General features: G+C 63.4%; 20 protein-coding genes. 18 read left to right on the top strand and 2 right to left on the bottom strand.

From position 1 onward, the window contains the following. Positions 1 to 89 precede the first annotated feature (89 nt). Both rhaI and CO656_RS23305 read right to left on the bottom strand, forming a co-directional pair. Positions 90 to 1,382, bottom strand: a complete 1,293-nt coding sequence (gene rhaI / locus CO656_RS23310; protein ID WP_037423824.1) for an L-rhamnose catabolism isomerase — start codon at positions 1,380 to 1,382, stop codon at positions 90 to 92. A 13-nt stretch (positions 1,383 to 1,395) separates the two neighbouring features. Next, positions 1,396 to 3,495: a bifunctional rhamnulose-1-phosphate aldolase/short-chain dehydrogenase gene (locus CO656_RS23305; protein WP_037423827.1), complete on the bottom strand. Its 2,100-nt coding sequence runs from the start codon at positions 3,493 to 3,495 to the stop codon at positions 1,396 to 1,398. 199 nt (positions 3,496 to 3,694) lie between these two features. Between CO656_RS23305 and CO656_RS23300 the strand changes: the two genes are divergently transcribed. The 18 genes from CO656_RS23300 (at position 3,695) to fliF (ending at position 22,063) form a co-directional block, all read left to right on the top strand. Continuing rightward, on the top strand, positions 3,695 to 4,507 hold the full coding sequence (locus tag CO656_RS23300; protein ID WP_037378547.1) for a DeoR/GlpR family DNA-binding transcription regulator: 813 nt from the start codon (positions 3,695 to 3,697) through the stop codon (positions 4,505 to 4,507). Positions 4,508 to 4,631: 124 nt separating this feature from the next. Then, on the top strand, positions 4,632 to 5,621 hold the full coding sequence (gene rhaS / locus CO656_RS23295; RefSeq protein ID WP_037423833.1) for a rhamnose ABC transporter substrate-binding protein: 990 nt from the start codon (positions 4,632 to 4,634) through the stop codon (positions 5,619 to 5,621). Positions 5,622 to 5,877: 256 nt separating this feature from the next. Next, positions 5,878 to 7,389, top strand: coding sequence for a sugar ABC transporter ATP-binding protein (locus CO656_RS23290; RefSeq protein ID WP_097527289.1), 1,512 nt, complete (start codon positions 5,878 to 5,880; stop codon positions 7,387 to 7,389). Then, positions 7,386 to 8,366, top strand: a complete 981-nt coding sequence (locus CO656_RS23285; protein ID WP_097527288.1) for an ABC transporter permease — start codon at positions 7,386 to 7,388, stop codon at positions 8,364 to 8,366. Before CO656_RS23290 ends, CO656_RS23285 begins: the two co-directional genes overlap by 4 nt. Then, entirely contained in the window at positions 8,366 to 9,370 is a 1,005-nt protein-coding gene (locus tag CO656_RS23280; protein ID WP_037423842.1) for an ABC transporter permease, read from the top strand. The genes CO656_RS23285 and CO656_RS23280 overlap by 1 nt, the downstream gene beginning before the upstream one ends. A 10-nt stretch (positions 9,371 to 9,380) precedes the next feature. Beyond that, a complete protein-coding gene (gene rhaM, locus CO656_RS23275) occupies positions 9,381 to 9,695 on the top strand; it encodes an L-rhamnose mutarotase (protein WP_097527287.1) in 315 nt (104 codons plus the stop codon). Position 9,696: 1 nt separating this feature from the next. Then, positions 9,697 to 11,094 (top strand): FGGY-family carbohydrate kinase, encoded by a 1,398-nt coding sequence (locus CO656_RS23270; protein WP_097527286.1) that lies wholly within the window; start codon positions 9,697 to 9,699, stop codon positions 11,092 to 11,094. Positions 11,095 to 11,744: 650 nt separating this feature from the next. Continuing rightward, on the top strand, positions 11,745 to 13,352 hold the full coding sequence (locus CO656_RS23265) for a globin-coupled sensor protein (RefSeq protein WP_097527285.1): 1,608 nt from the start codon (positions 11,745 to 11,747) through the stop codon (positions 13,350 to 13,352). Positions 13,353 to 13,382: 30 nt separating this feature from the next. Next, positions 13,383 to 13,676, top strand: coding sequence for an STAS domain-containing protein (locus tag CO656_RS23260; RefSeq protein ID WP_037423855.1), 294 nt, complete (start codon positions 13,383 to 13,385; stop codon positions 13,674 to 13,676). Positions 13,677 to 13,680: 4 nt separating this feature from the next. Then, positions 13,681 to 14,046 (top strand): response regulator, encoded by a 366-nt coding sequence (locus CO656_RS23255; protein ID WP_012706836.1) that lies wholly within the window; start codon positions 13,681 to 13,683, stop codon positions 14,044 to 14,046. A gap of 19 nt (positions 14,047 to 14,065) precedes the next feature. Next, complete coding sequence (locus CO656_RS23250) at positions 14,066 to 16,360, top strand: chemotaxis protein CheA (RefSeq protein WP_097527284.1); 2,295 nt, start codon at positions 14,066 to 14,068, stop codon at positions 16,358 to 16,360. Between the two features lie 4 nt (positions 16,361 to 16,364). After that, complete coding sequence (locus tag CO656_RS23245; RefSeq protein WP_037423861.1) at positions 16,365 to 16,832, top strand: chemotaxis protein CheW; 468 nt, start codon at positions 16,365 to 16,367, stop codon at positions 16,830 to 16,832. Next, positions 16,829 to 17,737: a protein-glutamate O-methyltransferase gene (locus tag CO656_RS23240; protein WP_097527283.1), complete on the top strand. Its 909-nt coding sequence runs from the start codon at positions 16,829 to 16,831 to the stop codon at positions 17,735 to 17,737. The genes CO656_RS23245 and CO656_RS23240 overlap by 4 nt, the downstream gene beginning before the upstream one ends. Beyond that, entirely contained in the window at positions 17,734 to 18,786 is a 1,053-nt protein-coding gene (gene cheB, locus CO656_RS23235; RefSeq protein ID WP_097527282.1) for a protein-glutamate O-methylesterase CheB, read from the top strand. Before CO656_RS23240 ends, cheB begins: the two co-directional genes overlap by 4 nt. After that, entirely contained in the window at positions 18,786 to 19,175 is a 390-nt protein-coding gene (locus tag CO656_RS23230; protein WP_012706841.1) for a response regulator, read from the top strand. Before cheB ends, CO656_RS23230 begins: the two co-directional genes overlap by 1 nt. After that, entirely contained in the window at positions 19,172 to 19,726 is a 555-nt protein-coding gene (cheD, locus tag CO656_RS23225; protein ID WP_037423868.1) for a chemoreceptor glutamine deamidase CheD, read from the top strand. The genes CO656_RS23230 and cheD overlap by 4 nt, the downstream gene beginning before the upstream one ends. Before the next feature lie 61 nt (positions 19,727 to 19,787). Beyond that, entirely contained in the window at positions 19,788 to 20,180 is a 393-nt protein-coding gene (locus tag CO656_RS23220; RefSeq protein ID WP_037423870.1) for a hypothetical protein, read from the top strand. Between the two features lie 203 nt (positions 20,181 to 20,383). Further along, complete coding sequence (gene fliF / locus CO656_RS23215; protein ID WP_097527281.1) at positions 20,384 to 22,063, top strand: flagellar basal-body MS-ring/collar protein FliF; 1,680 nt, start codon at positions 20,384 to 20,386, stop codon at positions 22,061 to 22,063. The last annotated feature ends 805 nt before the right edge of the window (positions 22,064 to 22,868 follow it).

Genomic DNA, 22,868 nt, shown 5'->3' with positions numbered 1-22,868 from the left:
GATTGCGATCGGGGATGATTTTTCTCAGCAAAAGGGATGCCGGCCGCGGCCGGCTACCCTTGCCGAACCGTGGCCTGCACCTCGGATATTCAGACGATACCGCCGCCACCGCCGGCAACAGCGGGCCGTTCGGCCGCCACCCGGGCCCGATAGCCGCTTGCCCGGTAAGTCGCGACCGGCGCGATCGCACCGCCATTTTCGAGGCGGGCCGCGGCCAGGATCGGTTCGACATCGGTGCGGAAGGCAGCTTTCAGCGTCTCCGAGGCCATCAGCGCGTCGTTCTCCTGCTGGTAGCCGTCGAGCGCCCGGCGGTCGACGAGGAGCGCCTGAGCATAGGCACGGCCGACTTCCGTCGCACTCACCATCAGGCTCTCGATCGGATCGGTCACGTTATGGCTTTGGTCGAGCATATGCGCCGGACTGAAACCTTCCGCAGCGCGCGTCTCGGCATCGACCAATTCGTTGAACACCAGGAAGAGCCGGTAGGGATCGATCGAGCCGGTGTCGAGGTCGTCGTCGCCATATTTCGAGTCGTTGAAATGGAAGCCGCCGAGCTTCTTGAACTGGATCAGCCGGGCGACGATCATCTCGATATTGACGTTCGGGGCGTGATGGCCGAGATCGACGAGGCAGAACGCCTTGGGCCCGAGTTCCTGGGCGATCATGTAGTTGGTGCCCCAGTCCTGCACCACCGTCGAATAGAAGGCCGGCTCGTACATCTTGTGCTCGGTGAAGACGCGCCAGTCATCCGGAAGCGCCCCATAGATCACCTTCATCGAGTCGAGATAGCGCTCGAAGGCCCGGGTGAAGTTGCTCTGACCGGGAAAGTTGGAGCCGTCGCCGATCCAGACCGTCAGCGCCTTCGAGCCGAGCGCCTGGCCGATCTCGATGCATTCGAGATTGTGCTCGACCGCCTGGCGACGCGTCGCGGCATCGGTGTGGGTGAGCGAACCGAATTTGTAGGAATGCGCCTGGCCCGGGGCGTCGGAGAAGGTGTTCGAGTTCATCGCGTCGAAGCCGAGGCCGAGGGAGGCTCCCTTTTCCTTCAGCGCCGCCAGGTCGGCGACCTTGTCCCACGGAATATGCAGGGACACGGTCGGAGTCGCCCGGGTCAGTTGCTGGATGACGCCGCAGTCCTCGAGCTTGTCGAAGATGTTGCGCGGCTCGCCCTGGCCGGGAAAGCGGGCAAAGCGCGTGCCGCCGGTGCCGACACCCCAGGAGGGCACCGCGACGCCGTAGGTGGCGACCTTCCGCTTGATGGCGTCGATGTCGATGCCGCGCCGCGCAAGCCGTTCGCCGAGGGTTTCGTAGTCGCGCGTGAGCGCTTCCTGCCGCTTGCCATTCTCGGCCTCGATCACCGACGTGCTGATCATGTTGGTCATGGCTTGCTCCCGATCAGCGCGTGAAGGACTGGGCGTTGCCCGCGTCGACATTGACGATGTTGCCGGTCGATTTCGCCGACATGTCTGAGGCGAGGAAGTAGATCGCCTCGGCAATGTCTTCCGGGAAGACGCTGAGTTTCAGCATCGACCGCTCGCGGTAATGCGCCTCGAGATCGTCCACGTCCATCTTGTAGGCCGCCGCACGCTGCTGCTTCCATTCGCCGGTCCAGATCTTGGAACCGCGCAGCACCGCATCCGGGTTGACGACGTTGACGCGGATCTGCGCCGAGGCGCCCTCCAGCGCCAGGCAGCGGGCAAGATGGATCTCGGCCGCCTTGGCCGTGCAATAGGCCGACGCGCCCGGCGAGGCTGCGAGGCCGTTCTTCGAGGCGACGAACACGATATTGCCGCCGTCCTTCTGGCTGCGGAAGATGCGGAAGGCTTCGCGCGACACCAGGAAATAGCCGGTCGCGAGAATGTCGATGTTCTTGTTCCAGAGCGCGAGCGTCGTATCCTCGATCGCCGCCGACGAAGCGAGTCCGGCATTGGAAACGAGGATGTCGAGGCCGCCGAATGCAAGGAGCGCATCGCCGAAGCCGGCCTCGACCGCGGCCTCGCTGGTCACGTTCATGGCGACGGAGCGGACGAAATCCTTGCCGTAGCGGGCCGCAAGCTCGTTCTGGGCGGCCCCGAGCGCCGCCTCGTCGATATCGGCGAGAACGACACAGGCGCCTTCCTGCATCAGCCGGTTGGCGGTCGCCTTGCCAATGCCGCCGGCGCCGCCGGTGACGAGGGCGACGCGCCCGGCGAGGCTCTTCGGCTTCGGCATGCGTTGGAGCTTGGCTTCCTCGAGCAGCCAATATTCGATGTCGAAGGCTTCCTGCTCGGGCAGGCCGACATAGGTCGACACGCCGGAGGCGCCACGCATCACGTTGATTGCATTGACATAGAATTCGCCGGAGATCCGCGCCGTCGCCTTGTCCTTGGCAAAGGTGATCATGCCGACCCCGCGTACCAGATAGACGACGGCATTCGGATCGCGCATCGCCGGGCTGTCTGCGCGCTTGCAGCGCTCGTAGTAAGCGGCGTAGTCGGCACGGTAGGCGGCGATCGCCTCCGGAAGGCCGGCAAGCGTCTTTTCGACGTCCGGCTGGGCCGGGTCGAAGTCGACCACCAGCGGCCGGATCTTGGTGCGCAGGAAATGGTCGGGGCAGCTCGTGCCGAGTGCGGCGAGCGGCTCCAGATCGGTCGAGGTCACGAAGTCGAGCACCGACTGGCTGTCGTCGAAATGGCCGACCTTCTTCTCCTCGGTGCTGATCAGTCCGCGGATCACTGGCATCAGCCTCTTGGCGATCGCCGCGCGCTCGGCAGCGCCGAGCGCCGGCCTCGCCTCTCCGCCGAAGGCGGGGGCGGTGTTTTCCGCCTCGAACCAGGCGATCGCCCGGTTGATGATCTCGATCGTCGTCTCGTAGGCTTCCTTCGCGGTGTCGCCCCAGGTGAACAGGCCGTGGCTTTCGAGCACGACGCCCCGGGCTTTCGGATTGTCGAGGCAGAATTTCTCGAGCCACAGGCCGAGTTCGTAGCCCGGCCGCTTCCACGGCAGCCAGCCGATCTCGTCGCCGAAGATCTTCCTGGTCAGTTCCTTGCTGTTCTTGGAGGCGGCGATGGCGATGATCGCGTCCGGATGCATATGGTCGACATGCGGCTTCGGCACATAGGCGTGCAGCGGCGTGTCGATCGAAGCGGCGCGCGGATTGAGGTTGAAGGTGCAATGCGGCAGGTAGCCGACCATCTCGTCCTCGAATTCGACGCCGCGATAGATGCCCTTCAGCGCCCGCAGCTTGTCCATGTAGAGGGTGGCGAAGCCGTCCATCTTGATCGTGCCGACGTCGCCGCCCGAGCCCTTCACCCAGAGGACCTCCACCGTCTCGCCGGTGAGCGGGTCCTTTTCCATCACCTTGGCGGAGGTGTTGCCGCCGCCGTAATTGGTAATACGCTTGTCGGAACCGAGGAGATTGGAGCGGTAGAGCAGCCGCTCCGCTTCGCTCATCGCCGCCGCCTTGGCGTCGTCCCAGAGATTGGCCAGGCGTGCGCCCTGTTGCTTGTCGAGCATCTCGAATTCCTCCCGGTAAGCTAGCCGCCGGCACTCGGGCCGCGACGATACGATGGCATCAGATCACACGCTCGATGCGCAGATGTCAATCAAAAACGATCAAAAACGTTCATACCGCAGCGCACAATGAAAAAAGATGATTGAAACTGATTGACAATGCGCGGGACTGATGGAAGCATGCAGAACATCGGAGGAGCGCATGCACGAGAAAGAAAGACATAGGATCATCCTGTCGGCAGTGCAGGAAAAGCCGGTCGTCACCGTGCCCGAGCTCGTCGAATTGACTGGCAGCTCCGAGGCGACGATCCGCCGCGATGTGGCGGCGCTGCATGTGCAGAAACGGCTGCGCCGGGTGCGCGGCGGCGCCGAGGCGATCAACCCACCGCAATTCGTCGGCCTTGCAGGCCGGCCCTTCAGCGTCAACGAGGGCCTGCATGCGCGCGAGAAGCAGGCGATCGCCCGCGAAGCGGTGGCGCTCTGCCAGGACGGCGAGCCGATCATCATCAATGGCGGCACGACCACCTTCCAGATGGTGCATTTCCTCGCCAACCGCCGGATGCAGGTCTTTACCAATTCGTTCCCCATCGCTGAGCACCTGCTCAAGCACTCGAAAAACACGGTGATGCTTTCCGGGGGCACGATCTACCGCGAGCAGAACATCATCCTGAGCCCCTTCGACAACGACGTGACGCGCAATTTCTATGCGCGCCGCATGTTCATGGGGGCGCAGGGGCTCGGGCCGCTCGGCCTGATGGAGGCCGACCCGCTGCTGATCCAGGCCGAGCAGAAGCTGATCGACCAGGCCGACGAGCTCGTCGTACTCGCCGATTCCTCGAAATTTCACAAGCGCTCGAGCCTCATTCTCTGCGGCCTCAAGCGCATCGCCACTGTGATCACCGATTCGGGCATCGAGGACAGGCATGCCTCGATGCTCGAAAGCGCTGGCGTCAACCTTGTCATCGCCAATGCGAGGCCGAAGGTCGACGCGGAAACTGCTTCGACATCCGCCTGAGCGGGTGGTGAGGGGGAAAGGGAGGCGGCCTGACCGGGCAAGCCGGTAGCAAGACCGCCAGATGAAGTTGTCGGGTCGGATTGATGCATCCAGTCCGGATGCAGGCCCAAGGGAGGAGAAAGTGATGAAAGTTCTGAAATCATTGATGGTGACGGCCGCCGTCGCCGCGGCGCTCATGGCAAACGCCGCCCATGCGGAGAACAAGAAGATCGCCCTCGTCGTCAAGGCGCTCGGCATCGGCTTCTTCGAGGCCGCCAACAAGGGCGCCCAGGAAGCGGCCAAGGAACTCGGCGACGTCGAGATCATCTATACCGGTCCGACCTCGACGACCGCCGAGGGGCAGATCGAGGTGATCAACTCGCTGATCGCCCAGAAGGTCGATGCGATCGCGGTTTCGGCCAATGACACCGACGCGCTCGTGCCGGCGCTCAAGAAGGCGATGGACCGCGGTATCAAGGTCATTTCCTGGGATTCGGGTGTCGCCAAGGAAGGCCGGCTGATGCATCTCAACCCGTCGTCGAGCCCGCTGATCGGCAACATGATTATCAAGCTCGCCGCCGATAACCTGCCGGAGGGCGGCGACGTCGCCGTGCTCTCGGCTTCGGCAACGGCCACTAACCAGAACACCTGGATTGCCGAGATGAAGAAGGTCCAGGGCAACTACAAGGGCATCAATGTCGTGGCCACCGTCTATGGCGACGACCTAGCCGACAAGTCCTATCGCGAGACGCAAGGCCTCATCCAGTCCTATCCGAACCTGAAGGCGATCATTGCGCCGACCTCGGTCGGCATCGTCGCCGCCGCTCAGGCCGTCACCGACGCGGGCAAGATCGGCCAGATCAACGTCACGGGTCTTGGATTGCCGTCCGAAATGGCCGGTCACGTCAAGTCCGGCGCCTCGAAGTCCTTCGCCATCTGGAACCCGATCGACCTCGGCTATTCGGCAACGATGATCGCCTATGATCTCATCGGCGGGGCCGAAGCCAAGCCCGGCGCGGAACTGAAGATGGGCCGCATGGGTACCGTCAAGCTCGACGACAACAATGAAGGCGCCATGGCCGACCCGTTCGTCTATGATGCCAAGAACGTCGAGGAATTCGCGAAGATCTTCTGATCGGCGCGACCGGTATATGCCCCTCATCCGGCCTGCCGGCCACCTTCTCCCCGTTTGTCGGGGAGGAGGGACCAAGCGGCCGCGTCTCGCCCTCACCAACGCCGGCGCAAACCGCGCACTGCGGAGGGGTCCCCTCTCCCCGTCAAAACGGGGAGAGGGCCAGGGCGAGGGGCAACTGACAATCGAAGGCGCCCCGATGGGCTGGCCGACTGACTTGGTGGACTCTCTCTTGTTGCAGGAACCAACCACATCGCGGATGAAGCCCGCCATCACGCTCGAGGGCATATCTAAGTCCTTCCCGGGCGTGCGTGCGCTCTCCGACGTCTCCCTCGCGCTTTATCCGGGTTCGGTGACGGCGCTGATCGGCGAGAACGGCGCCGGCAAATCGACGCTCGTCAAGATCCTGACCGGCATCTATCAACCCGATGCCGGCGTGATCCGGGTCGCCGATACGGAAACCACATTCCCCACCGCCCTTGCCGCGGCCAGGGCCGGGGTCACGGCGATCCATCAGGAGACGGTTCTCTTCGACGAGCTCTCCGTTGCGGAAAACATCTTCCTCGGCCACGCCCCGCGCAACCGCTTCGGCTTCATCGACTGGCAGAAGCTCAATGCCGATGCCAAGGCCCTGCTGCAGAGGGCCGGCGCGGATTTCGATCCGACGATCCGGCTGCGCGATCTCGGCATCGCCAAGAAGCACCTTGTGGCGATCGCCCGCGCGCTGTCCGTCGATGCGCAGGTCGTGATCATGGATGAGCCGACGGCGGCGCTGTCGCACAAGGAAATCCATGAGCTCTACGCGCTCATCGAGCGGCTCAAGGCCGAAGGCAAGGCGATCCTCTTCATCAGCCACAAGTTCGACGAGATCTTCCGCATAGCCGACCGCTACACGGTCTTCCGCGACGGCACGATGGTCGGCGAGGGGCTGATTGCCGACGTTCACCAGGACGATCTCGTCCGCATGATGGTCGGCCGTGCGGTCGATTCCGTCTATCCCAAGAAGGACGTCAGGATCGGCGATCCGGTGCTGACCGTCTCCGGCTACCGCCACCCGACCGAATTCGAGGACATCAATTTCGAGCTGCGGCGCGGCGAAATCCTCGGCTTCTACGGCCTGGTCGGCGCTGGCCGCTCGGAGTTCATGCAGTCGCTGATCGGCATCACCCGGCCATCGGCGGGTGCCGTCAGGCTCAACAGCGAGGTGCTGGTCATCCGCAGTCCGGCCGAGGCGATCCGCGCCGGCATCGTCTATGTGCCGGAGGAACGCGGCCGCCAGGGCGCGATCATCGGCATGCCGATCTTCCAGAACGTAACCCTGCCGTCGCTTTCCCACACCTCGCGCTCGGGCTTCCTGAAGCTCGCCAACGAGTTCGCGCTGGCGCGCGAGTATACATCCCGCCTCGATCTCCGCGCCGCTTCGCTCGATCAGGACGTCGGCACGCTCTCCGGCGGCAATCAGCAGAAGGTGGTGATCGCCAAGTGGCTGGCGACGAAGCCCAAGGTCATCATTCTCGACGAGCCGACGAAGGGCATCGACATCGGCTCGAAGGCCGCCGTCCACGCCTTCATGAGCGAGCTCGCGGCGCAAGGCTTGAGCGTCATCATGGTGTCTTCGGAAATCCCCGAGATCATGGGCATGTCCGATCGCGTCATCGTCATGCGCGAGGGCCGGATTGCCGGCCGCTTCGAACGCTCCGAACTGACGGCCGAAAAGCTGGTGCGCGCGGCAGCGGGCATTGAAGCGCAACGCAACGGGAGGGCCGGATGATCGCCAAGCTCCTCAAGAACCGCGAGATCCTGCTCGTCGGCGCGATTGCCGTGCTGCTCGCCTTGATCGCCTTGCGCTTTCCGGCATTCGTCGGACCCTCCAACCTCGCTCGGGTCTACAACGACACGTCGATCCTGATCATCCTGGCGCTCGGCCAGATGGCCGTCATCCTCACCCGATGCATCGATCTGTCGATGGCGGCCAATCTGGCGCTTTGCGGCATGGTTGCCGCCATGCTGAACGCCGCCTTTCCCGGCCTGCCGATCCCGCTCATCATTCTTGCCGCCATGGCACTCGGCGGTCTGCTCGGCATGATCAATGGCACGCTCGTCTGGAAGCTCGACATCCCGCCGATCGTCGTCACGCTCGGAACGCTGACGATCTATCGAGGCCTGATCTTCCTCTTGACCGACGGCAAGTGGATCAATGCCCACGAGATGAGCGACGCCTTCAAGGCGCTGCCGCGGCTCGATCTCGCCGGCGTGCCTGTACTGTCCTGGCTGTCGCTGCTGATGATCGCGGTCATGTTCCTGGTGATGAGCCGGACGCCGCTCGGCCGGGCCTTCTATGCGGTCGGCGGCAATCCGCACGCCGCCGTCTATACGGGCATCGATGTCGGCCGCACCCGCTTCTTCGCTTATTGCCTGTCGGGCGCGCTCGCCGGCCTTTCGGGCTATCTCTGGGTGTCGCGCTATGCGGTCGCCTATGTCGACATCGCCGCCGGCTTCGAGCTCGACATCATCGCGGCCTGCGTCATCGGTGGCATTTCGATCGCCGGCGGCATCGGCTCCGTGGCCGGCGCCGTGCTCGGGTCGCTCTTCCTCGGCGTCATCAAGAACGCGCTTCCCGTCATCAATATCTCGCCCTTCGCGCAGATGGCGATCTCCGGAACGGTCATCATCATTGCCGTTGCCGTCAACGCCCGCGCCGAGCGGCGCAAGGGCCGGGTCATTCTCAAGAAAGCGGAGGCGGTCTGATGGCTGACGCTCAACTCTCTCCCCGCAATATCCCGGATCGCCTCGAGGCAGGCGGCGCCCGCCTGATGAAGAGCTGGGAGGCGCTGCTCATCGTGGTCGCTACCCTCATCTTCCTCGGCAATTCCTTTGCCTCGCCCTATTTCTTGGACCCGTGGAATCTCTCCGACGCCACCTTCAACTTTACCGAAAAGGCGATGATCGCCTTTGCCATGGCGCTGGTGATCATCTCGGGCGAGATCGACCTCTCGGTCGCCTCGATCATCGCGCTCGCCTCGACGGCCATGGGCTATGCGGTGCAACTCGGCGTCGATACCCCGGCGCTTGTCGCGATCGGTCTTTCCGTCGGGCTTGCCTGCGGCGCCATCAACGGATTGCTGATCACCGGCCTCGGTCTGCCGTCGATCGTCGTGACGATCGGCACGATGAGCCTGTTTCGAGGCCTGTCCTTCATCATTCTCGGCGACCAGGCCTTCACCGGCTATCCGGAAAGCTTCGCCTGGTTCGGCCAGGGCTATGTCTGGTGGGTCTTCTCCTTCGAGTTCACGCTCTTCGTGCTGCTCGCCGTCGCCTATGGCGTGCTGCTCCACAAGACGAATTTCGGCCGCGCCGTCTATGCCATCGGCAACAACCAGACAGCGGCGCTCTTTTCCGGCGTGCGGGTGGCGCGGGTGAAGTTCACGCTGTTCCTGCTGACAGGCCTGATGGCTGGCCTCGCCTCGGTCTGCCTCACCTCTCGCCTCGGCTCGACGCGCCCCTCGATCGCGCTCGGCTGGGAGCTTGAGGTCGTCACCATGGTCGTGCTCGGCGGCGTCAACATTCTCGGCGGCTCGGGAACCATACCCGGCGTCGTGCTGGCGGCGCTGATCATGGGCATGGTCACCTTCGGTTTCGGCCTGTTGAACGTACCGGGCATCGTCATGTCGATCTTCATCGGCCTGCTGCTGATTTCGGTGATCGCCCTGCCGATCCTGTGGCGGCGCGCCCGCCGCCGTCTCGCGCATTGAGGTTTCTCCCATGGAAAAATACGCGTTCCGCATGCGGCTCAATCCAGGCATGGCCGAGGAATACAAGGCGCGCCACGACGCGATCTGGCCCGAGCTGGTGGCTCTGCTGAAAGACGCCGGGATATCGGACTACTCGATCCATCTTGACGAGGAGACGAACCTGCTCTTCGGCGTTCTCTGGCGGACGGACAATCACCAGATGGCCGATCTGCCGTCGCACCAGGTGATGCAGAAATGGTGGGCCCATATGGCCGACATCATGGAAACCCGTGCCGACAACGAGCCGGTCGCCGCGCCGCTCAAGACCGTCTTCCATCTCAGCTGACATGAAGACCGTCGCCGTCATCGATATCGGCAAGACCAACGCCAAGGTCGCGTTGGTCGACCTCGCGCGCTTCGAGGAGATCGCCGTCCGCAAGACGCCCAACATCGTCGTGGAGGCGGGCCTCTATCCCCACTTCGACGTCGAGCATCTCTGGCGGTTCATTCTTGGGGGCCTTGCAGAGCTGCACCGTGTACATCCGGTGGATGCGATCTCAGTCACAACACATGGGGCGACAGCGGTCCTGCTGGATCAAGCGGGCGAACTCGCCCTGCCGGTCCTCGACTACGAATTTGCCGGCCCGGACGCGCTCGCCGAGGAATATGGCCGGGCGCGTCCAGCCTTTTCAGAAACCGGGTCGGCCCGCCTGCCGATGGGGCTCAATGTCGGTGCTCAGCTTTTCTGGCAGCAGCGTGCGTTTCCCGAGCAGTTCGCCAAGGTTGCGACCATCCTCACCTATGCGCAATACTGGTCCTACCGCCTGACTGGCGTTGCCACCAACGAGCTGACCTCGCTCGGCTGTCATACCGATCTCTGGAACCCTCTAACCGCGGCGTTTTCGACATTGGTCGAGGCACAGGGTTGGGCGCGGCTGTTCGCGCCTGTGCGCAAGGCGGGCGACGTGATCGGCGGATTGCTGCCTCCTCTGGCCGCGGCCGCGGGGCTGCCATCCGGCTTGCCGGTCTATTGCGGCATTCACGATTCGAACGCCTCGCTGCTGCCGCACCTCTTGACACGCCGGGCACCGTTTTCCGTCGTCTCGACCGGAACCTGGGTGGTGATGCTGGCGATCGGCGGCGAGCAGGCGGAGCTCGATGAAACCCGCGACACGCTGATCAATGTCAACGCGCTTGGCGACCCGGTGCCGTCTGCCCGCTTCATGGGCGGCCGCGCCTTCTCGATGCTCGTCGGCGACAATCCGCCGCCGGCCTCGACCGAAGCCGAAGCGCGCGTGCTTGCGGGAGGCTACATGCTGCTGCCGTCGGTTCTGGGCGGCTCCGGCCCTTTTCCCTCGGCACGGCCGCGTTGGACGGTGAACGAGGCAGACCTTGCCCCGCCCGAACGACTTGCCGCCGTCTCCTTCCATCTCGCCCTGATGACGGCGACCTGCCTCGATCTCATCGGCGCCAGGGGAGAAATCGTCGTGGAAGGGCCTTTCGCCGCGAATGGCGCCTATCTGCGGATGCTGGCCGCTGCGACCGGCCGGCCGGCGCTCGCCAACAGCCTGAGCAGCACCGGAACGAGCCTTGGTGCAGCCTGCCTCGTCGCAGGCGCCCGGATCAGGACGGGTGCCGAAGTCTTCTCGGAAGCGGTTCCGGAAGGCTATGCCGGTTACGCACGGAAATGGCAGCGCTTGACCGCTGAGCATGTGGCTGCAAGCGCATCTTCGCTCGATAGATGAAGTAGAATCCGGCGGATATTCTTGGGCTTGGTAGAAAGACCGCGCGTCAGAAAATGTTGCGGTTTGCCGCCCGTCTATGTTCGAGATTGATGACGATCGAGATCGCGGTCATTGCGAGGATTGCGATGGTGGCGGCACTAATTCCAAGAACAATCATTGCTCATTCCCGTGGACGCATCTTCATGATGTCGCCTGTACCTGTGACGGTGCAGCTTGCGCGGTTCGCGCCTATTTGACCTTCGCTTCGATACTGGACGACAAGTAGAGCCGCAATTCTAAACTCTTGTGATTAAAAACCTGTTGTCTCCAGCACAGTAAAACAGTGCGGAGCAGCGGCGATTAGCGTGTTGGTTGCATTTTAGCGATTCCGACTACGGGCCGGAAACCGTTAACCTTCAAGCAAGGAATTAACCATAAACATGGTCCAACACGTCGGAATAGGAAGTCTCAGCTTCTCTCAAGGCATGATGCCGCACCGCCGTACCGGTTCCGGTCCGGTATGCAATCTCACAGACGTTACTTGCGGGATGGACGATAGAGAACGCTCAGGCGCGCCGATCTTACCGACTGGGCGTGACCGGCCATAGCCCCTCAACGGGCCACATCTTCCCTCAGGCAAGTTTCGACTACGCATCAGGCCGGGGAACAGCGTGCAGCAGGAAGCGTCAGATCAGGCAAGGAAGGGCCAGGCGGGCAGTCTGCTCGAGCGCCTGCGCTTTGCCGGGCTCGACGAGGGAGCCTGCGCGCTTCTGCGGGACCGTCGCCAGGCCCTGTCGCCGCGCATCGAGCTTGCGCTGCGCGACCTTTTTCACCGGTTGCAGACCAAACCGGACGCCGCTCGCCATTTCGACAACGATCGCCAGCTCGACCGACTGCACGATCTTCACTCCTCCCACTGGAACGTGCTGACCGATGCCCGTTTCGACGGGCTCTACGCCGAGCGCGTCAAGGTGCTCGCCGACACGGAAGCGCGCATGGGGCTCGACCCGCGCTGGCAACTCGCGAGCCATTCGGTGGTGCTGGAACATCTCATCGTCGGCGCAATCGAGGATGCCTGGCCCAAGCTTCCTTTCGGCAAGGCACGCAGGAACGAACTTTGCCGTCTCGTCGCCGCTCTCGTGCGTGCTGCCTTCGTCGACAGCGAGATCGCCGTGTCGCTGCGCTTCAACGCGCTCCGCCAGCAGCATCAGCGCCAGCTTTCCGAGCAGCGCAAGGGCGACGAGTCCGAAGTAGCGGCGCTGTTTTCGGATTTCCTGCAGGCTCTCGCCGACGGCGACCTCGGCGCCCGGCTGCCGACGGAGACACCTGATGTCTACCGGCCGATCGCCGCCGGGCTGAATGCCGCCTTGGACCAGATCCAGCAGGCTCTGCAGTCCGGAGACAAGCGTGCAGCGGCGGCCGAAGGGATGGTGGAAAGCCTTCGCAGCCGCACCAACGCGTTTTCCGGCACCGCAGGCAGCGAGGCCGAGGCCCTGACCGGCCAGGTCGCAGCGCTTGGGGCGATGACCGAACGCATGCGCTCCGGCTCGTTCAGGATCAGCGAGGCCGAGGCCAAGGCGAGCGAAACGCGCCGTGCTGCGGAGCGCAGCGGCGAGATTGCCGGTCAGGCGATCTCCGCCATGGCGGATATCGAGGCGTCCGCGGAGAAGATTGGCCAGATCATCGGCGTGATCGACGAGATTGCCTTCCAGACGAATCTGCTCGCCCTCAATGCCGGCATCGAAGCGGCACGCGCCGGCGAGAGTGGCCGCGGCTTCGCGGTCGTCGCGCAGGAAGTCCGGGCGCTGGCGCAACGCTCCGGCGAGGCGGCGCGCGAGATCAAGCAGCTCGTCAACGGCACGAAGACGCAGGTCGAAGCCGGCGTCGAGATCGTCGGTCAGACGCAGAATGCGATCAGCAGCATCGTCGAACAGGTCATCTCGATCAATGCCGCCGTCTCCGGCATCGCCCGCGAGGCGGAAGCGCAGGTCAGCGATCTGGCCGCCGCGGCGACCGAGATCGGCGGTATTTCGACGGCGATCGGTCGAAGCGCGACGGTCGCTGGTGAGGCGGCGGCTTCGACCGAGGATCTCCACGGCACCATTGTGGAGCTCGGTAAGACGATCCGCCGCTTCCGTTTCGAGCGCCAGGCGGGATTAAGGGCTCCGACCTTTGTCCAGCCGTCCGCGCTTTTGCCGCAAGTCGACGAGGACGAACGAGCGATGCCGTTCAGCGATGACGCCGCCTCGGGGCGCCAGGTCGCCGGATGGCGGCGCTAAGGTCAGGGAACAGGTCAGTCGAGGGACAGAATGGCCAGCAAGAATACCGCAAAGAAATCGCTGAAGCTCGCTCCGGTGCTGGACCTGAACGAGGCGACCGCGCTGCATGAAAGGCTGCTATCGCTCAAGGGCGCTCCGGTCGTCATCGACGCGTCCGCCGTCGAGCGGATCGGAACGCTCTGCGCACAGGTGCTGATGGCCGGAGCCAGAAGTTGGGAAGAAGACCGGATGTCCTTCACCTTTGCTAAGGTGTCGGACGCTTTCGTTAAAACGACACAGCTCATCGGCGTGGACATCGCGCCCCTGATGGCAAAGGAGATTTGAGAAAATGAAGAAGAGAGTTCTGACTGTGGACGACTCCCGGACGATCCGGAACATGCTTCTTGTTACCCTCAACAATGCCGGCTTCGAAACGATCCAGGCCGAAGATGGCGTCGAAGGGCTCGAAGTGCTGGAGACGGCCAATCCCGACGTGATCGTCACGGACATCAACATGCCCCGCCTCGACGGCTTCGGCTTCATCGAAGGCGTGCGCAGGAACGACCGCTACCGTGCCGTTCCCATCCTGGTGCTCACCACCGAAAGCGACGCCGAGAAGAAGAACCGCGCGCGGCAGGCGGGCGCCACCGGCTGGATTGTCAAGCCGTTCGACCCGACCAAGCTGATCGATGCCATCGAGCGCGTAACGGCCTGAGATCCGAGGGTAGCCTCCAATGGATATGAACGAAATCAAAGAGATCTTCTTCCAGGAATGCGAGGAGCAGCTCGCGGAACTGGAGTCGGGTCTCCTGAAGCTCAATGACGGCGACCGCGATCCCGAGACGGTCAACGCCGTCTTCCGCGCTGTCCACTCAATCAAGGGTGGCGCCGGTGCGTTCGGGCTCGATGACCTCGTCTCGTTTGCGCACGTCTTCGAGACGACGCTCGATTGCGTTCGATCCAACAGGCTTGAGCCCAACCAGGACGTCCTGAAGGTCATGCTGAAATCGGCGGACGTGCTTGCCGATCTCACCAATGCCGCCCGGGACGGCGGCAGCGTCGACGAGGCGCGCAGCCGTCAGCTGATCAAGGAGCTCGAGGCGCTCGCCAATGGTGAATTGCCGCAGGCGGCCGCTGCCGAGCCGGTGGCAAAGCCGGCGCCTGTTGCCGCACCGGCCCCGGCGCCCGCACCCGCTCCGGTGGTCAACGAGGAAGGCTTCCAGCCCGTCGCCTTCTCCTTCGACGAGTTCGAGGCGAACGAGCCTCCGGCGGTCGAGCCCTCGACCTTCGAAATCCTCTTCAGGCCGAAGTCCGAGCTCTATGCCAAGGGCAATGACGCGACGCTGCTTTTGCGCGATCTCTCGCGCCTCGGCGAGATGAGCATCCTTTGCGACATGGACGAACTGCCGGCGCTCGGCAGCATGAATCCGGAGGCCGCCTATTTCGCCTGGAAGATCTCGCTGAAGACCGACAAGGGCGAAGACGCGATCCGTTCGGTTTTCGAATTCGCCGAGTGGGATTGCGAACTCGAGGTGACGCTCGCCGGCGACCCTGCCAATGCGGGCGAGGAATTGCCGATGCAGCCCGTTCCGTTCGACCTGTCGCTGCTCGATGAAGAGGCGCCGGCCACGGCAGGGGCTTCCGAGGACGAGGAGCAAGCCGTTGCCCAGCGCGAGGCTCGCGACGAGGCCCTGTCTGCCGCGGCGACCGCGAGCAACGTCCTGCAGATGGCCCAGACCGCACGCGCTTCGGCCGAAAGCGCGAAGAGCGCAACGCCGGTCTCCGCGGCACAGGCGGCAGCACAGCAGGCCACGTCGGCTGCCACCCCGACGATCCGCGTCGATCTCGACCGCGTCGACCGCCTGATCAACCTGGTCGGCGAGCTCGTCATCAACCAGGCGATGCTGTCGCAGAGCGTCATCGAGAACGACACCAACGGTACGTCGTCGATCAATATGGGGCTCGAGGAGCTGCAGCAGCTCACCCGCGAGATCCAGGACAGCGTCATGGCGATCCGCGCGCAGCCGGTAAAGCCGGTGTTCCAGCGCATGTCGCGAATCGTCCGCGAAATCGCCGACATGACCGGCAAGTCGGTACGTCTCGTCACCGAAGGCGAGAACACCGAGGTCGACAAGACGGTCATCGACAAGCTGGCCGAGCCGCTGACGCACATGATCCGCAATGCGGTCGACCACGGTCTCGAAACGCCGGAAAAGCGTGTCGCCGCCGGCAAGAACCCGGAAGGCACGGTCCGGCTGACGGCGAAGCACCGGTCCGGCCGCATCGTTATCGAGCTTGCCGATGACGGCGCCGGCATCAACCGCGAGAAGGTCCGGCAGAAGGCCATCGACAACGACCTGATCGCCGCCGATGCCAATCTATCCGACGAGGAAATCGACAACCTGATCTTCCACGCGGGCTTTTCGACCGCAGACAAGATCTCCGACATTTCCGGCCGCGGCGTCGGCATGGATGTCGTCAAGCGGTCGATCCAGGCACTCGGCGGCCGCATCAACATCTCGTCGAAGCCGGGGCAGGGTTCTGTCTTCACGATGAGCCTGCCGCTGACGCTCGCCGTCCTCGACGGCATGGTGGTGACGGTCGCCAACCAGACGCTCGTCGTGCCGCTGACGGCAATCGTCGAAACACTTCAGCCGGAGGCCTCGGCGATCCACAGCTTCGGTGCCTCCCAGCGGCTGATCTCGATCCGCAACTCCTTCTGCCCGCTGGTCGACGTCGGACGCATCCTGAACTTCCGCGCTATCCAGGCCAATCCGGTCGAAGGGGTGGCGCTGCTCGTCGAGTCCGAAGGCGGCGGCCAGCGCGCCCTGATGGTCGATGCGATCCAGGGCCAGCGGCAGGTGGTCATCAAGAGCCTCGAGGCGAACTACACCCATGTGCCGGGCATTGCGGCGGCCACCATTCTCGGCGATGGGCGCGTGGCGCTTATCCTCGATGTCGACGCGATCGTCGCCGCCTCGCGCGGACACTCCCTGAAACCTGAAATGTCTCTTGCTGCAGCCGGATAATACTATGACCTATGTCGCAAAAAATCTGACGACTAGCGGACGGGAGCTGATCGCTTTCCGCGCCGGCGGCCAGGAATTCTGCGTCAACGTAATGTCGGTCCGCGAAATTCGCGGCTGGACGCCTGCGACCGCGATGCCGCACGCGCCGAGCTACATGCTCGGCGTCATCAACCTGCGCGGCGCGGTGCTGCCGATCATCGACTTTTCCGCCCGCCTCGGCATGAAGCCGGCCGAGCCGACGGTCCGTCATGTGATCATCGTCGCCCAGGTGAAGAGCCAGGTGGTGGGGCTTCTGGTCGATGCCGTCTCCGACATCCTGACCGTCTCGGATGGCGACATCCAGCCGACCCCGGATATCGCGTCGGACTTCGAAAGGAGCTTCGCGCGTGGCGTCCTGGCAATCGAGGGGCGGATGATCTGCCTGGTCGAACTCGACCAGGTCTGCCCGCAAGAAGAAAGGGAAGCGGCATGAGGGCCAAGGCCACTTTCGAACAGAAGCTGTCGCCGGACGAATGCCTTGCGGCCGGCGAATATCCGCTGACCCGCCGCGACCTCAGCGAAATTGCCGCGATGATCTATGCGGATGCCGGCATCTACCTGAACGAATCCAAGGCGTCGCTGGTCTATTCGCGGCTGTCGAAACACATCCGCAACCTAGGCCTCAAGGGCTTCCGCGACTATTGCCAGCTCGTCGCCTCGCCGGCCGGTGCTGCGGCGCGCCGCGACATGCTCTCGCATCTGACCACCAACTTCACCCGCTTCTTTCGCGAGAACCATCATTTCGAGCATCTGAAGACCGACGTGCTGCCGGGCCTCATCGCCCGGGCGAAGAACGGCGGCCGGGTCCGCATCTGGTCGGCCGCCTGCTCGGACGGCCAGGAGCCCTATTCGATCGCGCTGACGGTGCTGTCGCTGCTGCCGAATGCCGCCGAATATGACTTCCGAATCCTCGCGACCGACATCGATCCGAAGATCCTGGCGCTCGCCCGCGCCGGCGCCTATGACGCGACGGCGCTCGAAACGGTAAGCCCCGCCATGCGCAAGCAATGGTTCAGGGAGGTCGAGGTCAACGGCCGCGGCAAGTGGCAGATCGATGACCGCGTCAAGCGGCTGATCACCTTCAACGAGCTCAATCTGATGGCGCAATGGCCGCTCAAGGGGCCCTTCGACGTGATCTTCTGCCGCAACGTGGTGATCTACTTCGACGAGCCGACGCAGATGAAGATCTGGTCGCGATTTGCGGGCGTGCTCGACACGGGCGGCCATCTCTATATCGGTCACTCGGAGCGCGTCTCGGGGGATGCCAAGACGATCTTCGACAATATCGGCGTCACCACCTATCGCCACACCGGCAAATTCCATGGAGGTCGGGCATGAACGCTCCCGCCCGTGTTCTCGTCGTCGATGACTCGCCCACCATGCGCGGGCTGATCTCGGCCGTGCTCAATGCCGATCCGGAGGTGAAGGTCGTCGGTCAGGCGGCCGACGCGCTCGAGGCTCGCCAGGCAATCAAGCAGCTGGATCCCGATGTCGTCACCCTCGACATCGAGATGCCGAACATGAACGGCCTCGAGTTCCTCGACAAGATCATGCGGCTGAGGCCCATGCCGGTCATCATGGTCTCGACGCTGACCCACAAGGGTGCCGAGGCGACGATCGCCGCGCTCGAAATCGGCGCCTTTGATTGCGTTGGCAAGCCGCATCCCGGCGATCCGAATCCGTTCGGCGGTCTGGTCGACAAGGTCAAGGCGGCGGCGCGCTCGCAGCGCAAATCGATGATCACCAGCAACCGGGCAGCATCGACGCCGGCCGTAAGCAGCGCGTCCGACTACAAGGCGGGCCGCAAGATCATCGCGATCGGCGCCTCGACCGGCGGCGTGGAGGCCCTGATTGCCGTCCTGCAAAAGTTCCCGGCAAATTGCCCGCCGACGGTGATCACGCAGCACATGCCGCACACCTTCACCAAGAGCTTTTCCGAACGGCTGAACCGGCTCTGCGCGCCGACCGTCCAGGAGGCGACCGACGGCGCCCGTCTCGAGGTCGGCAAGGTCTATCTGGCGCCCGGCGGCGACCGGCACCTTCAGGTCGCCAATGCCTCCGCGCCCTGCTGCCGGCTGGTTGACCGGGAACCCGTCAACGGGCATCGCCCGTCGGTCGACGTGCTGTTCGATTCGGTTGCCGAATTGGCGGGGCGCAATTCGATCGGTGTGATCCTGACCGGCATGGGGCGCGACGGCGCGGCCGGCCTCCTCAAGATGCGGCATGCTGGGGCGCGCACCTTCGGACAAAACGAAAAGACTTGTGTCGTCTATGGAATGCCCAGAGTGGCCCACGAATTGGGCGCTGTCGAAACGCAGCTCCCCCTCGGATCGATCGGGGAGGAGATATTGAAGACGGCAGCAGCCCGGAAGGAAGGAAGCGAATAATGTCCATCGCCGAAAAGATTAAGGTTCTGATCGTCGACGATCAGGTCACGAGCCGACTGCTCCTGGGCGACGCCCTGCAGCAACTGGGCTTCAAGCAGATTACTGCCGCCGGCGACGGCGAGCAGGGCATGAAGATCATGGCGCAAAACCCGCACCACCTGGTCATCTCGGACTTCAACATGCCGAAGATGGACGGTCTCGGCTTGCTGCAGGCGGTTCGCTCGAACCCGAACACCAAGAAGGCGGCCTTCATCATCCTGACCGCTCAGGGCGACAGGGCGCTCGTCCAGAAGGCCGCCGCGCTCGGCGCCAACAACGTTCTCGCCAAGCCGTTCACCATCGAAAAGATGAAGGCAGCGATCGAGGCGGTCTTCGGGGCACTGAAATAATGTTGGAAGCTGCCGGCAGGCGTGTGCATGTCATTCAGGGCGAGTTCAAGGTCGTCAACGATCCGGATGTCGTTCTCTCGACGATTCTCGGCTCCTGCGTGGCCGCCTGCATGCGCGACCCGGTGGCGGGCGTCGGCGGCATGAACCATTTCCTGCTGCCCGGCTCTTCGACGTCGCCGGCCTCGGCCGGTGACGCGACGCGCTACGGCGTGCATCTCATGGAATTGCTGATCAACGGCCTCCTGAAACAGGGCGCGCGCCGCGATCGGCTCGAGGCGAAGATCTTCGGCGGAGCCAGGACGATTGCGCGCTTCTCGAATGTCGGCGAGCAGAACGCCGCCTTTGCACGGCAGTTCCTGCTCGACGAGGGCATCCGCGTCGTCGGCGAGAGCACCGGCGGAGAGCATGGCCGCAAGCTGGAATATTGGCCGGTCACCGGTCGTGCCCGCCAATACGCGCTGACCGGTGTCGAAGCCCAGCGCGCCATCCATCAGGACCAGCGGCCCGCGCCTGCGCCGAAGCCGGTGGAAAGCTCGATCGAGTTCTTCTAATCGCGCCGTCGGGCGAGCTGGCGGCTCGGACGCCAAGATTTCTTTCAACGTGAGAAAAACGATGCACACCGACCACCAGAGCTATATGCCTCACGCGGAAGAATCGCTGCCGGACGTGTTGATGCGCATCGTCACCGAACTGCACGACGTCGCCTATCTCATCGAGCGGATCGAGCCGCAGCTCGCAGGCGGTCACGATGGATCCGCGGCCGATCCGGCCGACAGGATGATGGTCCTTCAGGGTATCGACCTTGCGGTCCAGAAGACCCGGGGCCTCGCCGAATTCATCGACACGATCACCGCATCGATCCCCGACACGTGCCTCGTGGACATCTCGACGGCCGTCAACCTGGTCAAGCTAGCCGACATGAAAAAGGCGCTCGGCAGCGGCCTTTTACGCCACGGCCACTCGCAGCCGCTCACCAAGGCCGCGGGCGATTTCGAGGCGTTTTGACGTTAGATGATAGGGGCGCCTGAGTCGCCCCTCGACCATCATCCTTCTGCTCCGTCAAGTTCGCGCAAGTTTCGCCGCCTAGCTTCGCTTCCGGGGCTGGTAGATTCGCGCATATCGATACCTGCTTACCAGAATGTTTGATCCTCGCATGATGCCGTCGAGTGCCGGCAAGGGTGCCATGCGATACTGGGTGCGGAAACAGAATGAATCTGTTCGATCAATTCTCGACGTTCACGAAAAACCTGAGCAATCTCGGGCAGAGCAAGCTAATCGCGCTCGCGGTGGCCGGCATCGTCGCGATCGGCTTCGTCCTCGGCGCTGCGATCTACGTCAACAAGCCAGCCTATGAAACGCTCTATGTCGGCCTCGAGCGCAGCGATGTCACCCAGATCAGCATTGCGCTTGCCGAGGCGAATCTCGACTTCGAGGTCGGCGCGGATGGCGGCAGCATTCAGGTGCCGGTCGGCATGACCGGCAAGGCTCGGCTGCTTCTGGCCGAGCGCGGCCTGCCGAGCAGCGCCAATGCCGGCTACGAACTCTTCGACAATGTGGGCTCGCTCGGACTCACCTCCTTCATGCAGGAGGTGACCCGCGTTCGTGCATTGGAGGGCGAGATTGCCCGCACCATCCAGCAGATTTCCGGCATCGCGGCGGCCCGCGTCCATATCGTCATGCCGGAGCGGGGCAGCTTCCGCAAGGCCGAGCAGACGCCGACCGCATCGGTGATGATTCGTGCGAGTGCGACCGTCGGCCGGAGCGCCGCCTCGTCGATCCGCCATCTTGTCGCTTCGTCCGTCCCGGGTCTCGATGTCGACGACGTCACCATTCTCGATTCGACCGGCCAGCTCCTTGCCTCGGGCGACGACCCGGCAAACAGCGCCCTCAACCAGTCGCTCGGCGTCGTGCAGAACGTCCAGTCCGATCTCGAGAAGAAGATCGACAACGCGCTTGCGCCCTTCCTTGGCATGGACAACTTCCGCACCAGCGTCACCGCTTCGCTCAACACCGATGCCCAGCAGATCCAGGAGACCGTGTTCGACCCCGAATCGCGGGTCGAGCGCTCGACGCGGGTCATCAAGGAAGAGCAGAAATCCAGCCAGCAGCAGCCGGACAACGCCGCGACCGTCCAGCAGAACGTGCCCCAGGCGGCGCCGCGCGGCGGCGCCGGCCAGCAGTCGAGCGACGAGGCGGAGAAGAAGGAAGAGCAGACCAACTACGAGATCAACAGCAAGACGATCGCGACCGTCAAAAACAGCTATGCGATCGAGCGGCTGTCGATCGCCGTCGTGGTCAACCGCGGCCGCCTGGCAGCGATGGTCGGCGAGGGGGCCGATCAGGCGAAGATCGATGCCTATCTCCAGGACATGCAGAAGATTGTCGCGTCCGCTGCCGGTGCCGATCCGAACCGCGGAGACGTCGTCACGCTGAACGCGATGGATTTTGTCGAGACGCAATTGCTCGACCAACCGGTGGCCGGGCCGGGCGTCATGGAAATGCTGACGCGCAATCTCGGCGGCATCATCAACTCGCTGGCCTTCATCGTCGTCGCCTTCCTGGTCGTCTGGCTGGGCATGCGGCCACTCGCCCGCCAGATGGGCTTTGGCGGTCAATCCGGTCAGCTCGAAGGCGAGGGCGCCGGTCTCGAATTGCCGGATTTCTCTCCGGCTGGCGCCGGTGCCGCAAGCGGCGCCCTCATGGAGGGCTTCGGTTCGGACTTCGGCTTCGACAGCACGGACGACCTGCTCAATCTCGGCGACGACAGCAACGGCTTCAATCGCCGCGTCAAGGAGGGCCCGGAGCGCCGGCTCGCGCGCATGGTGGAGATCAGCGAGGAGCGGGCCGCAAAAATCCTCCGCAAATGGTCCCTCGACCGCGCCGCCTAAAATCCTTCGAGGAGGCCGCGGACAATCCCGCCGTACCGGCGGGATTTCGCGTTTCCCTGAGGCAGGAGTGACGTCGGGTCGCATTGCCGCGATGTGACGAGGCGGCGGAAATAGTGTTCGAGTCAATTCCCTGGCATCGGCTGGAGCGCCTAACCTGTCGCAAGAATGCGTGTCGGCGGTGCGAGTCTAGGTGAGGTGCGGATCGAAAAATTTAAAGAAAATTTTAACCATATTAGATTCGGACGGGTCGACACCGCCCCTCTATCTGTACCTGTAGACTGCCGCTTGTTTTCCCATGACTCAGCTTAGCTCAGATATAACTATCAAGAATCGAAATAGAGGTTGGTTCTTCTTTGAATCTATACAGGTGCTGTGGCCATCTCTGGCGGTTCGGACTTGGTGCATTTTAGCAACAGCCGCTGTTCGAAAGTAAAGTCCGTTCCTCTATATTCGGTGCGCGTGAGGCGTTGAAGGCGCCACAAACCACTGGGAAGTGACCGTATCCACCTCTTTGGCGTGTCTCTGGCGTTAGGCAAGAGAGCTGAGATGGGTGCTGGCGTTCCGTGAGATACCAATAAAAATCAAGTGGATACTAAAGCAATCCGGTGGGTGCGCCTGCGCTCTCCACCAGAGGTAAGCCGGTAGGTGACTAGCTGCTCTACTTAGGGGTGCGTAAGCAAGTTGTGTCTCAATCACAGTGTTTTTTTAGGGGCGGCGATGTACAGTTTAGATATTGATTCGCGTTCCGGTTTGCGTGTGGGAATGCCGGCTCCGGTGGCTGTCGGCAGGGCAAGCGTAGCTCGCA

Source organism: Sinorhizobium sp. FG01 (assembly GCF_002531875.1).
Lineage (GTDB): Bacteria > Pseudomonadota > Alphaproteobacteria > Rhizobiales > Rhizobiaceae > Sinorhizobium > Sinorhizobium fredii_C.
The sequence above is the reverse complement of the archived record's forward strand: the minus strand, read 5'-3'. Positions and strand labels throughout refer to the sequence as shown.